Below are 12,391 nucleotides of genomic sequence, written 5' to 3' on the forward strand. Positions count from 1 at the left end.
TTATTGTGACGCTGATAGTGAATGAATATATAAAGCTAGCATTCTTATAGTTGGGTCATCTAAACGATCCTCCCAAGCTGGCATAATTCCATGTTTTGGCTTTTTAATTTGAGAAATAATGCTCGATTTATCGCCACTACTATAAAACCAAATATTATCTCTCAAATTAGGAGCGCCCAAATCTTGAATTCCTTCACCATTGTTTCCATGACAAGCAGCACAATTATCAGCGAATAAGGTATTTTCACTTGATTGGTTATTGTTTTCATTAAGAGATAAGATGTATTCAGCCAACTCATTAATTTGCTCATCATTTAAAACTTCTGCAAACTCTGGCATTTCAGAATATTTACCTTCATCATGACCAGATCGAATACCATATTTTATGGATGAATAAATTTGTTCAACGTTTCCTCCCCACAACCAATCATCATCGTTTAAATTAGGATACCCCTTCGCTCCAGCAGCACCTGATCCATGACATGTTGCACAATTATCTCTAAATGCCGCTTTACCTCCTGCTACTGCATAAGTATAAGATTTTTTATCTTTAAGTATTTCGTCAAATGAAGTTGCTTTAAAAAACTCTTTATAATTTTCTCTAATGTCTAATATTTCTTTTTGATTATCTCTTAATTTTTTGTATTGAGTCCAATCTAGTATTCCAACTGTCCCTCCACGATAACCGCTTCCAGTTAAAGTTGGCCAAGAAGGATAAACAATCCAATAACCAACTGACCAAATTACTGTAATTATAAATACCCATATCCACCACCTTGGTGCAGGTGTATTTAATTCTTTTAAACCATCCCACTCATGTCCAGTAGTTTCTTGGCCTGTTATTTTATCAATCTCTTTATTATTATTTTTTTCGGACATAGATTACTTTTTCATTTTTAATTGGTATAAATTTATGTGACTCAATTTTTTTCTTAAAATTTGGATTAAATAACCAAATAACAACTATTGAAAAAATAGAGAAAAAAATGACTAAACCTAAAACACCTGCATTATCAGAAATAAAACCTATCATTTTTTTACCTCTTCAACTATTTGAGGGTCATAATTTTTTAGATCTGCCATACTTCCTAAGACTTGAAGGTAAGAAATCAAAGCATCTAATTCTGTAGGTATATTTTCGTCACCATCAAAATTTCTGATATTTACTTTTTCTCCGTATCTATTTCTTAAATTTTCTGCCAATTCTGTTTCTGGTCTTAATTGTGCAAGACCATCCTTTGAGGCATTTTTAATCATCTCTTCTGTATAAGGAACGCCTGTAATCTTTAATGCTTTCAAATGTTTTCCCATATCATCAAAGTTTAGAACACGATTACCTAAATGTTTGTAGCTAGGCATAATTGACTCTGGAACTACATTTTGAGGTTTGATTAAATGTTCTACATGCCACTCATCAGAATATTTACCTCCTAAACGAGCAAGGTCTGGCCCTGTTCTCTTTGATCCCCATTGAAATGGGTGATCATACATACTTTCTGCTGCTAAAGAATAATGCCCGTAACGTTCAACTTCATCTCGTAATGGTCTGATTTGTTGACTGTGGCACGTATAGCAACCTTCTCTTAAATAAATATTAAATCCTTTAAGTTCTAAGGGTGTATAAGGTCTAACACCTTTGATTGGTTCAATTGTAGTTTCCAATCTAAAAAGTGGAACAATTTCAATTATGCCCCCAATTGAAACAGCTATAACTGTAAAAATTAATAATAGAATTGAGTTTTTTTCTAATTTTTTATGTTTTTCCATCATTGGATTTGAGCCTTTTGAGAAATTGTTGATTTATTTGTGCTGGGTATCTCTAAAGTTTTGATTAAATTGTAAATCATGATCAAAACTCCAATAAAGAATAAAACTCCGCCAATACCTCTAATTAGATAAAATGGCTTCATCGCCATAACCGTTTCAACAAAAGAATACTCTAAAAACCCAAGATTATCGTAAGCTCTCCACATCAAACCCTGCATAATTCCTGATACCCACATTGAAGATATATAAAAAACAATACCAATAGTGGAAATCCAAAGATGAATATTAACCAATCTTAGTGAGTAAAGATTTTTTTTATTCCATAAAACTGGAAACAAATAATAAATTACACCAAAACTAATAAATGCTACCCAACCTAATGTGCCTGAATGAACATGACCAATAGTCCAGTCAGTATAATGACTTAAAGCATTAACTTCTTTAATAGACATTAAAGGACCTTCAAAAGTACTCATCCCATAAAATGCTAGAGAAATTATCATAAATTTTAAAACAGGATCTTCTCGAAGTTTGTACCAAGCTCCAGATAACGTCATCATACCATTTATCATTCCACCCCAACTAGGCATCCAAAGCATAATTGAAAAAGTCATACCTAATGTTTGAGCCCAATCTGGTAAGGCTGTGTAATGTAAATGATGGGGACCCGCCCAAATATATAAAAAAATTAAAGACCAGAAATGTAAAATAGATAATCTGTATGAGTAAATTGGTCGATTAGCTCTTTTTGGAATAAAATAATAAACCATTCCAAGAAATCCAGCTGTTAAAAAGAATCCTACGGCATTATGTCCATACCACCATTGGATCATTGCACTTTGAACACCTCCCCATAACGGATAACTTTTTGCACCAAACAATGATACTGGAATAGAAACACCATTAACCAAATGTAGAACTGCAACTGTAACTATGAAAGCAAGAAAAAACCAATTAGCTACATAAATGTGAGGTTCTTTTCTTTTTGTAAGTGTAACTAAATAAATTATTAAATATATTACCCAAACTATTGTTAACCATAAATCAGCATACCATTCTGGTTCAGCATATTCTTTACCTTGAGTAACTCCAAATAGATATCCTAAACCAGCCATTAAAATAAATGCCTGGTATCCCCAAAATGTAAAATTTGCCCATCCATCACCTGACAATCTAGTTTGGCAAGTTCTTTGAACTACAAAATAACTTGTTGCAAATAATACATTTCCACCAAAGGCAAATACTACAGCAGAAGTGTGTAGGGGGCGCAACCTACCAAATGTTAATAATGGTTCAAAATTTAATGATGGGAAAACCATCTGAAAAGCAATTAGTAAACCCGCTGCTAATCCTGCTACAAGCCAAAATATAGATGCAATAGTAAATTTTTTAACTATCTCATCATTATAGTTGATCATTAAAAAGATATATCTTTTTTATTTTTTATTAGATTTGATGCAGATCAATCTTTATTTAAAAAAAAAGGTTAAAAAATAATATGATTAATGAAATATTATATCTAAATGGCTATGGAATTTATATTTGGTCTGCATATATTTTTACACTTATAAGTTTTTCAATTTTACATTATTCAATTAAACGACAGTTTGAGAAAGAGAGAGAAATCTTTCGTAAAAAATTTGGTTTACTTGATAATGAAAAAAAACAAGCGGCTTACAGACAAGAAACTAATAGAAAATTATTGGCTTAAAACATAGCTTTTTGACAATATTTAGATTTATTAGATAGGAATTAATGAAAACAAGTTACTCAGGTCTTATTTTTTTATTTCTTGGAATTATATTTTTGTGGAAAGATATTAACCAGGGAGCAATGATATCTCATAGCAACACCTTATTTTTTATCAATGAAATGACTTGGATGTGGTTTTCAATGGCATTAATTCATTTCTTTCTTGTTAAAGAATGTAATTGTAAAAAATAATTTTAATTCATTTTATAAAGTTCACTAGTACTTTTCCAATCACTTGATACATAATTTATAATCAAATTCCTTCTAACTCCAAAAATATATTGTTTAGGCACCCCATGCCAAGTGTCTTTACCCGGAACAAACATAAATCCTGTATTCTGCTTATAGGGTACTTTTGAATTGAAAGTTAAATCTTTATTATAAATTGTAGTTCCCCAATCTTTTGCATACGTGTTTGTATCACTTGAAAGATAAATTAAGAATGTTAACATTTTTTCTTTAATATCTAAATGTGGTTCTAGCCAAAAATCACCTGTATCTAATGTATACTCAATACGAAGTTTTCCTTTAGACAATTCTTGACTACAAATTGAACTTAACGTATTAATTATTCCATCACTATTAAAAATTTCTGCAATCTCTTCCATGCAATCATATTTTTTACAATTTTCATTATCAAAAAATATTCGTGTTTTATTATTGCTTTCTCTTTTACCTGAATAAGAATTTATAACTGGTGGATCAATTGGAAGTTTAAGAAATTTATCTACCAAATCTTTTGGTAGAACTTTATCAAATGCCCAGTGATTGAATGGGTCTTTAATTGATAAAGCATTATTTAAATTCTTTCTAACATCATTGTATTCTGAAAAATTTTCACATATTGGTTTATCTTTTATTTCATTTTTATTTAACATTTTATTTTCTACTAATGTTTGGGTTTAAAAAATTCTGTTTCACCAATTATCTTATTTTTTTCAAGTAAATCAAAATAAGGTGATTTTAATTCTTCAAAAGCTTCCTGCCATGTACCTTGAGTTGCAGCTTTTGAATATTCAGTAGATCTTCCTTCAAAAAAGTTCATATGCTCAACGGCATTTAATATTGAATCTAACCAAGTTAATGGATTTTTTTTAATATTATAAATTCTATCTAGTCCTAATTGAACAAGTCTTCTGTCTGCAATCCATCTTATATAATCTTTTACCTCTTGAGCTTTTAGATTTTCAAGAGGTCCCATTTCAAATGAAACATCGATAAAGGCATCTTCCTGTGATACTGCTATTCTACAGGCCTCATAAATCTCATTTTTTAATTTATCTGTCCAAATTTCTTTATTTTCCTTAATGAACTCCTGAAACAATCTTATCATTGAATTGCAGTGCAAAGTTTCGTCTCTGACTGACCAAGTTATGATTTGTCCCATTCCTTTCATTTTATTATGACGTGGAAAGTTTAGTAAAATTGCAAAACTAGCAAATAGTTGAACGCCCTCAGTAAAAGCACTAAATATTGCCAGTGTTTTTGCTATATTATGAAGAGAATTTACATCACATTTTTGAAGATAATCATATTTATCCTTCATAGCTTTGATCTTTAAGAATTCTGAATATTCTGTCTCTGGCAAACCTATTGTGTCTAATAAGTGAGAATAAGCAGCAATATGAACTGTTTCCATCGCAGAGAATACAGACAACATCATTTTCACTTCTGTCGGTTTAAATACATTCATACAGTGTCCCATATAATAGTTATTCACCTCAACATCTGCTTGTGTAAAAAATCTGAATATCTGTTTTAATAAATTTTTTTCTGAAGCAGAAATTACTTTTTGCCAATCTCTTACGTCATCTCCTAACGGAACTTCCTCTGGCAGCCAATGAATTCTTTGTTGTGTTAACCAAGCATCATAACACCAAGGATATCTAAAGGGTTTATAAATTGGATCACCAGTCATTAATCCACTTTTATTTGGGAGCTTAGATATATCAGAATTATTTTTTACTGTTTGTGCCATTTTTATATTTGATCAATTAATGCTTGAGCTAATTTTTTAGACTGTCCAAAAAATCTTATCTTTTTAATCAAGTCTAAATTAGATCTATCATCACCAACAATAACAAACCCTATCATTCCTAAGCTCTTATGAGGAGTGCACCAATAGGCATAAATACCTGGAATAGTAAATTCATAACTTACATCTTCATTTAATCTAGATTTAAATTTTTCTACACCATCAGGTACGCCGCCTTTTATAAATTCAACATTATGTCCCTTGTCTGTTGATTCCCAAAAAACTTTGTCACCAACATTAATATTGATAATCTTTTTAGAATAAACCATTCTTTCTTTATCTAGCTTATTCAACATTTTAATATTTATTTCTTCACTCATCGCATAATTAGAAAATATTAAAAAAAGTATTAATATATATTTTTTCATGATGTAAACAGTTTTCTCCTTTGTGTTTTTTTTAGATTTTTAATTTCTCTATTCAAAATATCAGTATTATTTTTATAAAACTCAATCTCTCTTTTAAGAACACTTATAGTTTGTATAAACTTTTGCGATTCTTCATCCATTTCATCTTTGAGATATTTGTTTTCATTTTGTAATTTTGATATTTTTTCTAGCGTTATACTTTCATTCAAGCTTTTATCGAATACATACATATTATTAATCTGCAATTCTTGTAGGCTCCATTAGTTGTTCCATTAAATCATTATTCCATTTACCTGTTACTTTCACTTCAGCTTTTGCCCCCAAGATAAACGCTTCAATAAGATTGTGATTTAGATAAACATAAGTTCCTGGTTGTCTAAATTTATAAACCATTGCTCCAGCTGCGCCTCCTGGTACAAACCAAGTTTCTAAATTAGTTCTTGGAGGATCATTAAACGATCCGTTTGGCCATACATAATCACCATGTCCACCAATTAAGTGAGGTCGTGTATCTCTATTTGCTTGTGCGTGGATAAACATTACCGTTTCACCTACTTTTGCAGTCAAAGCGTTATCTCCCTCTAACGCACCTTCTGATCCATTAAATACTACATGAGTAGGTGTTAATGTTTTCATCACTTCTAAAACATCACTAAAACCATCACCTGGGTGAATATATTCCTTGTAATTTCCATTATCATCTTTTGGAAGATAAAAATCCTGTTCTCCAATGTAAAATGCTTTGTCATATTTGATTGGATTTCCCTCTCTGTCTTTCAATCCATCTCTTGGTAAAACCATAACAGCACCATTCATTCCTTTAACAACGTGCCAAGGCACCATGGCACCACCTGGTGCACAGTGATAAACAAATACCCCTGGTTTAGTTGCCTTCCATCTTAGTATTACTGCTTCACCTGGTAAAATATGTGTAAGACCTCCTCCACCTAAAGCACCTGTTGCTGCATGAAAATCTAGATTGTGTTCAAAGTTATTTTTTTTAGGATTGACTAATGTTAGCTCAATATAATCTCCAACATGGGCAACGATAAGTGGCCCTGGAACACTATCGTTAAAGGCAAAAACTCTGAACTTTGTTCCTTGTTTATCAATAGTGATGACTTTTTCTGTAATACTCATTCTCACTTTAATTACTTTAGGTCCCCCTTTTGCAACTATGTTATGAGCTGGAACTGCTGGTGCCGGCACTAGCTCCTGGACAACTACAGGAAGCTTATCTGCTTCACCACTTTTTGCCTGTAACGTAATTGAAATTAATATTAACGATATAAAGATAGATATATATTTTTTTGTATTCATATTTTTGCCTGTAATGTAATTGAAATTAATATTAAAGAGATAAAGATAGATATATAATTTTTTGTATCCATAAATATTACCTTAATGACTGATTCAAAATTTTATTTGATCTTGATCAAAGTTTTTATAATTTGATTTGTGTCAAACGTTAGGTGGATAAAAATTTTATGAGATTAAATTGAATATCTTAAAACAATATAAGGAATCAAAACAAAAAAAACTGTTAAGGTTACATGAAGAATGATGCCTTTGTAATGTGCTTTTGCAAAATCTTTATGTGAAACTTTAAAGAATGAATGATGTATTTTATAAATAAAACTTTTAGGAAAACTTCCAAATATAAATACTCGAAAAGTTATAAATAAGAAGTTAGCTATGATTAGCCACGCTAAAAAATTTACTAAAAAATTTGAATCTAGCTCGCCCATTGATCCCAAAGTTGATTGTAAGTGTATTTTCTTTTAGTAAATAATTTACTATGTGGAAGTGTTGCTACCAAATGTATTCTATCCTCTTCTCCACCATTAAAAAAGTTATGATATTTTTTTGCATTAACTATCCATACACCCCCATCTGCAGGTAAATGAAAAGATCTGTCTTCAATTACAAATCTACATCCTGGATTAGTAATAATTGGTATATGTAACCTTGGTTCTGGATCTTTATGCCAACTCAAAGTTGATCTTGGTCCTTTTTTTAATATTCGAGTTCTTCCTAAAGCGAATCTTCTAGATAATATATCGTAAACAAATTTAAAATATGTGTTTTCAAACTCTGGTAAAAACTCTGTGAAATTATTTTCCTCTATATAATCTGCTCTAGCCACCTCTTGACCTGAACTATCTGGTTTTGTCCAATAAAGTCCCCATGAATATTTTCCAGATGTACTATCATCATTACCTGGAATTTTATTAAGAGAAATACTATCTATATGTGACACTGACCCATCACCTTGATCAAATTCTTTTTTTCTTTTGATTTCTCTATAAGTGTCAACCAGTCTATTAACATCAAATGATAAACCTGGAACTTTATAAACTAGATCTTTAATTGACATGATTTTTTTTTAAAGAAATTTAAAAAGAAAAAGTTGATGTGAATCAAAAATATTAAGATTTATTCTGTTACAAATAAGTAGGTCTCACCATGTATCTACCCTACGAGTACCAACATTGTCTCTGAAATGGTGGGGCCTTTCCTAAAAAAGATATGGTGAAATCAGAATAGTAGCAAAAGTAATTAAAGAACTTATAGCTATGGCTAGTATCAAAGTTTTTACAAGATTATGTATTTTCATAATTGTAAAATAGATGTTTTTTAAAATTTGATATTGATTTAAATCAAAACTAAAATTGGGGTCCGGACCCATCTATTTTTTATATTATGGTATTTGATTGTAATCTAAACCAGTACCGCCTACTCCAGTCTTAAGATTAGAAGTAAATTCTGGCATATAAACAGCAATCAACATAACCGCAAATGCAATGAACATCATTGCAATCGCAATATTAGCCTTACCGTGATAAGGTCTGTTAGTTAACATGTAGTTCATTATTACTCCTTTCGTTACAAATATATTTTTATGATTAATTTTTGCACTGATATGCATCAAAAAATATCAGTTTTGATCAAAATCAATAATTCATAATTTTGATTTAAACCAAATTTTTTTTTTCATGTTTTGTTAGTTTAAATTAATAGAAAGGAGAAAAATGAAATCACTATCAATTATAGACTCGTTAAAACCTTTTTCAGTTGGTTTTGATGATATGTTTAAACATTTTGAAGATATTCATCATAGAGAAATGGATGCTTTTGAAACTAACAGAGGTGGCTACAATATTACGAAGGTAGGAAAACAAGACTACAACATTGAAGTTGCATTACCTGGTATTGATAAAAAAAATGTCAAAGTTAGTGTTGAAGATAATGTTCTTATAATAAAGTCTTCTTCAAATAATAAAATTGAAAAAGATGATAAAGAATATCTTTATAAAGGTGTTGAAAAAGAAAATATCTGTGCCAGCTTTATTATAAGCAAGGATATAAAAGTCAAAGAGGCGATCATGGAAAAAGGTTTATTATCAATTAAGTTAAGAGAAGAAAAACCTTTGCCAAAATATGTTGAGGAAATACCAATTACTAGCAGGCAATAATATTATGAATAGTCTCAGTTAAATGCTGAGGCTATTTAATTTATTTTGAAAGATTGGATAATTTATCGAAATCGTTAATATAGATTTGCTTAGAAGATAAGACTTTAACTATGTTTGAAGTTTTTAATTTAGAAACTTCTCTACTCACTGTTTCAATTGTTAAACCTAGGTAATCAGCTATATCTTGTCTTGTCATTGGTAAACTTATCGGATTGTTTTGCCAGCCAATTCTTTTTCTTTGATCTGAAATATTCATTAAAAATTTAGCAAGTCTCTCTGTAGCATCTAGTTTTCCAAGAACACCCATTCTATCTTGAGCCAGTGTTAATTCATGAGATGTTTGATTTAAAAGTTCTTTCGCAAGAACCATATTTTTATCAATATATTCATCTAGTTTTTTCTGTTCAAAAACACATACACGCACCTGGCCAATAGCTTCTGCACAATAATTGTATTTACCATTTTTATAAGAACCAAAAAAATCTCCAGGGTAGAGAAAACCTATTATCTGAATACGGCCATCATCAATTAATTGATAAATTTTTACATTTCCTTCTGTAATATTATAAATATTTTTAGCATCATCTTGCTGTAAAAAAATGTTTGTTTTATTTTCAAATTTTTTCTCTGATGAAATATTTGAAAATTCTTTAAGCTTTTCCTCCTGTAAACATCTGCAAAATGAGTATGGTCTAATATTGCACTCTGAGCATCTGCTCTTTTCGTTAAATTCTTTATTTAATTGTGCTGACTGCATACTAAAATATATAAACAAAGTATAAATTGTTATTGATCCAGATCAAATAGTTCTTTTAAATTTAGGATAGATACAAAGTGTGCTTAGTACAAATAATACGAACAATCTGCCAGGTCTCAATATTTTAAGATTTCAAGATAGTGACTTAAACTTAATGGGTATTTTACCTTTATTAGCTGAAGAATTTCCATCTTGGGGGTTAGACAGATTAAAAAGTTATATTAGATTAGTTCTAAAACAAGAGTCGAACGGTATCTTGGTTGCAAAAAATAATTCTTTGTACAATGTTGGTTTGCTAATTTATTCAATGCAAGACATTATAAATAAAGGCTTTTCTAAAAATGTTAAAAAAGAATTTTCTAAATGTTTAGTTGTAGAAAATTTAATTTCTTCAAGTCCTGTTTTAGAAAAAAAAGTTTATCTACAACTTACTAATAAAGCTATTGATATTGCCGAAAACAATAGCTGTGAAATTGTTGAATTACCAAGATTTAATTCTTCATTTGATTTAGTAAGAAAAAAATATGAAAAAAAAATTGTTAATTCTGATGGATGGAGAACCTTTATTAAAATTGATAAAATATTAACAGCTAATAAAGAGCTTTAATTAAATTATAAAACTTTCCAGTCTGTTTCAAAGGTAACATAATTTACCTGAATACAACGTCTTTCTTTAACTATTTTCTTTTTTTCCATACCGTGCCAAGTATTGGGACCACTTGTAAACATGTATCCATAGTTATTTTTGTAAGGAACTGTTTTAACTTTTTCTAATTTATCATTATAGAAATCTGTTCCAAGCTCCTCTGACTCGTTAGCATTATTAACAAATATTAGTCCTGACATTAGTTTCTCTTTAATATCACAATGAGGTTTTAACCAAAATCCCTCTCGATCACAAATAACTTCAACTCTTACATATGAGTTTGATAAATCTTTATTGATCATTTTTGAAATAGTTTGATACACTTCTTTAGATTGAAGTTCGTTAATAAATTTTACCAAATTTGGAAATTGTTTTTCATTTTCTTTTGTTACAAAACATCTAAATTTTATTGCCTCTCCACCTGAAGCTATCCCCTCTCTAAACTCAGCAGCACCACCATCTATTGCTCTTGTTCCATCATAATTAAGATTATGTTTACTTACATCTGGAATATCTGCTTTAATAATTTCCTCAATGGCTGCATCAGACAGAGCATTATTATATTCCCAGTGATCAAAAGGAAATTCATGTTTCTTTGATTGATTTTGAATTGAATCTAAAAGTGACATTATGAATTAATTTTTTGTTTGATAATACTTGCTACTCTATTCGTTTCGTCTAATTTTTGATAGTTCCAATTTTCAATCTCTTCACCTAAAATTCTAGTTATATTTAATTCTCGAAATAAATTTCTAAATCTTTGAAATCTTTTGTCATTTTTTTTAGGCAAAATATTAGCTACATAAATAGGTTTTCCTGTTAAAGCTGCCTCAGATATCATTGAGCTAGAGTCGCATGTAACAATAATGTTTTCAGCAATTGCTAAGGATGATAGATAGGCTTTTTTATCAACATCCATTATAACTGTATGATTGTCTCCAAAAAATTCTTTAGCATAATGAATTGTGTTTATTGGTGTTCTCATTGATGGAATTACAACCAGTTGGAAATCATGTTTTTTTAATAATTTATATAACATTGTAAAAATATGCTTCATATTTTTTGTAGAATAATCGTAATACTTTGTTGGCCCTCCTAAGATCAAAGTCCAAACTTTTCTTTCATCATTTTTAATTAATGATTTTAGATAATCTTGATTTTCACTTATTTCATTTTCTGTAAGATAATGAATGGCACCTTTAGTACTGATAACATTTTGGCCTTCTAATGCATCGTGTTCTGGAGCTACTATAAAATCAAAATGATTTAAATCTACTTTTGGATCTTGAATATGAATATTAAATACTTTTTTATTAGCTTTATTTTTTAAATGAATTGAAGGAATTACACTTTTGCGTCCACAAGATATAATCACATCAAAGTCATCTTGATTAATTTTTTTATACACATTTTGTGAAATTGGTGTCAACTTAGGTGGCAGCACTTTCCAAAAACTATTTGGTTCAACTGTGTGGTGTGTAAAATCGATATCTAAAGCTTTTGCCAAACCTTCTACCTGACTAATCATGCCATGCATTCCTTGAGTTAATAATATGCCTTTTAATTTAGTCATTAATCACTATATAGCTT

19 protein-coding genes are annotated in these 12,391 nt (G+C 29.8%); 4 read left to right on the forward strand and 15 right to left on the reverse strand.

What is annotated here, in order from left to right:
- From ccoP to ccoN, 4 genes are read right to left on the reverse strand one after another with little or no spacing between them, the layout of a single operon-like run.
- Positions 1 to 879: a cytochrome-c oxidase, cbb3-type subunit III gene (gene ccoP / locus ACIJYI_RS05490; protein WP_435113487.1), complete on the reverse strand. Its 879-nt coding sequence runs from the start codon at positions 877 to 879 to the stop codon at positions 1 to 3.
- Positions 863 to 1,033, reverse strand: a complete 171-nt coding sequence (locus ACIJYI_RS05495; RefSeq protein ID WP_435085403.1) for a hypothetical protein — start codon at positions 1,031 to 1,033, stop codon at positions 863 to 865. The genes ccoP and ACIJYI_RS05495 overlap by 17 nt, the downstream gene beginning before the upstream one ends.
- A complete protein-coding gene (gene ccoO, locus ACIJYI_RS05500) occupies positions 1,030 to 1,770 on the reverse strand; it encodes a cytochrome-c oxidase, cbb3-type subunit II (protein WP_435113490.1) in 741 nt (246 codons plus the stop codon). The genes ACIJYI_RS05495 and ccoO overlap by 4 nt, the downstream gene beginning before the upstream one ends.
- Positions 1,767 to 3,185 carry a cytochrome-c oxidase, cbb3-type subunit I gene (gene ccoN, locus ACIJYI_RS05505; protein WP_435113492.1) on the reverse strand — a complete coding sequence of 473 codons (1,419 nt, stop codon included), beginning with the start codon at positions 3,183 to 3,185 and terminating at the stop codon, positions 1,767 to 1,769. The genes ccoO and ccoN overlap by 4 nt, the downstream gene beginning before the upstream one ends.
- 80 nt (positions 3,186 to 3,265) lie before the next feature.
- Between ccoN and ACIJYI_RS05510 the strand changes: the two genes are divergently transcribed.
- Together ACIJYI_RS05510 and ACIJYI_RS05515 are read left to right on the forward strand one after the other, a co-directional pair.
- Positions 3,266 to 3,478 carry a heme exporter protein CcmD gene (locus ACIJYI_RS05510; protein ID WP_435089843.1) on the forward strand — a complete coding sequence of 71 codons (213 nt, stop codon included), beginning with the start codon at positions 3,266 to 3,268 and terminating at the stop codon, positions 3,476 to 3,478.
- A 44-nt stretch (positions 3,479 to 3,522) separates the two neighbouring features.
- Complete coding sequence (locus ACIJYI_RS05515) at positions 3,523 to 3,711, forward strand: hypothetical protein (protein WP_435113494.1); 189 nt, start codon at positions 3,523 to 3,525, stop codon at positions 3,709 to 3,711.
- 2 nt (positions 3,712 to 3,713) lie between these two features.
- On the opposite strand, the gene ACIJYI_RS05520 is transcribed toward ACIJYI_RS05515, so the two are convergent.
- The 8 genes from ACIJYI_RS05520 to ACIJYI_RS05555 all read right to left on the reverse strand — a co-directional run bounded on the left by ACIJYI_RS05520 (position 3,714) and on the right by ACIJYI_RS05555 (position 8,794).
- Positions 3,714 to 4,397: a 2OG-Fe(II) oxygenase gene (locus tag ACIJYI_RS05520; protein WP_435113496.1), complete on the reverse strand. Its 684-nt coding sequence runs from the start codon at positions 4,395 to 4,397 to the stop codon at positions 3,714 to 3,716.
- An 11-nt stretch (positions 4,398 to 4,408) separates the two neighbouring features.
- Complete coding sequence (locus ACIJYI_RS05525) at positions 4,409 to 5,497, reverse strand: ribonucleotide-diphosphate reductase subunit beta (protein WP_435113498.1); 1,089 nt, start codon at positions 5,495 to 5,497, stop codon at positions 4,409 to 4,411.
- A 2-nt stretch (positions 5,498 to 5,499) separates the two neighbouring features.
- Positions 5,500 to 5,922 (reverse strand): plastocyanin/azurin family copper-binding protein, encoded by a 423-nt coding sequence (locus ACIJYI_RS05530; protein WP_435113500.1) that lies wholly within the window; start codon positions 5,920 to 5,922, stop codon positions 5,500 to 5,502.
- Complete coding sequence (locus ACIJYI_RS05535) at positions 5,919 to 6,152, reverse strand: hypothetical protein (RefSeq protein WP_435085416.1); 234 nt, start codon at positions 6,150 to 6,152, stop codon at positions 5,919 to 5,921. Before ACIJYI_RS05535 ends, ACIJYI_RS05530 begins: the two co-directional genes overlap by 4 nt.
- Before the next feature lie 4 nt (positions 6,153 to 6,156).
- On the reverse strand, positions 6,157 to 7,242 hold the full coding sequence (gene nirK, locus ACIJYI_RS05540) for a copper-containing nitrite reductase (protein WP_435085418.1): 1,086 nt from the start codon (positions 7,240 to 7,242) through the stop codon (positions 6,157 to 6,159).
- Positions 7,243 to 7,415: 173 nt separating this feature from the next.
- On the reverse strand, positions 7,416 to 7,670 hold the full coding sequence (locus ACIJYI_RS05545) for a DUF6868 family protein (protein ID WP_435113502.1): 255 nt from the start codon (positions 7,668 to 7,670) through the stop codon (positions 7,416 to 7,418).
- The gene (locus ACIJYI_RS05550; RefSeq protein WP_435085421.1) at positions 7,658 to 8,299 is read right to left on the reverse strand and encodes an aspartyl/asparaginyl beta-hydroxylase domain-containing protein; all 642 of its coding nucleotides are present in this window, start codon (positions 8,297 to 8,299) and stop codon (positions 7,658 to 7,660) included. The genes ACIJYI_RS05545 and ACIJYI_RS05550 overlap by 13 nt, the downstream gene beginning before the upstream one ends.
- A gap of 324 nt (positions 8,300 to 8,623) precedes the next feature.
- A complete protein-coding gene (locus ACIJYI_RS05555; protein ID WP_435113504.1) occupies positions 8,624 to 8,794 on the reverse strand; it encodes a hypothetical protein in 171 nt (56 codons plus the stop codon).
- A 160-nt stretch (positions 8,795 to 8,954) separates the two neighbouring features.
- Between ACIJYI_RS05555 and ACIJYI_RS05560 the strand changes: the two genes are divergently transcribed.
- Positions 8,955 to 9,398: an Hsp20 family protein gene (locus tag ACIJYI_RS05560; protein WP_435089854.1), complete on the forward strand. Its 444-nt coding sequence runs from the start codon at positions 8,955 to 8,957 to the stop codon at positions 9,396 to 9,398.
- 40 nt (positions 9,399 to 9,438) lie between these two features.
- On the opposite strand, the gene ACIJYI_RS05565 is transcribed toward ACIJYI_RS05560, so the two are convergent.
- Entirely contained in the window at positions 9,439 to 10,155 is a 717-nt protein-coding gene (locus tag ACIJYI_RS05565; protein ID WP_435113506.1) for a Crp/Fnr family transcriptional regulator, read from the reverse strand.
- Between the two features lie 79 nt (positions 10,156 to 10,234).
- Between ACIJYI_RS05565 and ACIJYI_RS05570 the strand changes: the two genes are divergently transcribed.
- A complete protein-coding gene (locus ACIJYI_RS05570) occupies positions 10,235 to 10,762 on the forward strand; it encodes a hypothetical protein (protein WP_435113508.1) in 528 nt (175 codons plus the stop codon).
- Between the two features lie 5 nt (positions 10,763 to 10,767).
- Here the strand turns inward: ACIJYI_RS05570 and ACIJYI_RS05575 are convergent, their stop codons facing one another.
- Positions 10,768 to 11,430 carry a hypothetical protein gene (locus tag ACIJYI_RS05575; RefSeq protein WP_435113511.1) on the reverse strand — a complete coding sequence of 221 codons (663 nt, stop codon included), beginning with the start codon at positions 11,428 to 11,430 and terminating at the stop codon, positions 10,768 to 10,770.
- Positions 11,430 to 12,374 (reverse strand): mitochondrial fission ELM1 family protein, encoded by a 945-nt coding sequence (locus ACIJYI_RS05580; protein WP_435113513.1) that lies wholly within the window; start codon positions 12,372 to 12,374, stop codon positions 11,430 to 11,432. The genes ACIJYI_RS05575 and ACIJYI_RS05580 overlap by 1 nt, the downstream gene beginning before the upstream one ends.
- Positions 12,375 to 12,391: the final 17 nt, after the last annotated feature.

Source organism: Candidatus Pelagibacter bacterium nBUS_36, from assembly GCF_051201215.1.
GTDB lineage: Bacteria > Pseudomonadota > Alphaproteobacteria > Pelagibacterales > Pelagibacteraceae > Pelagibacter.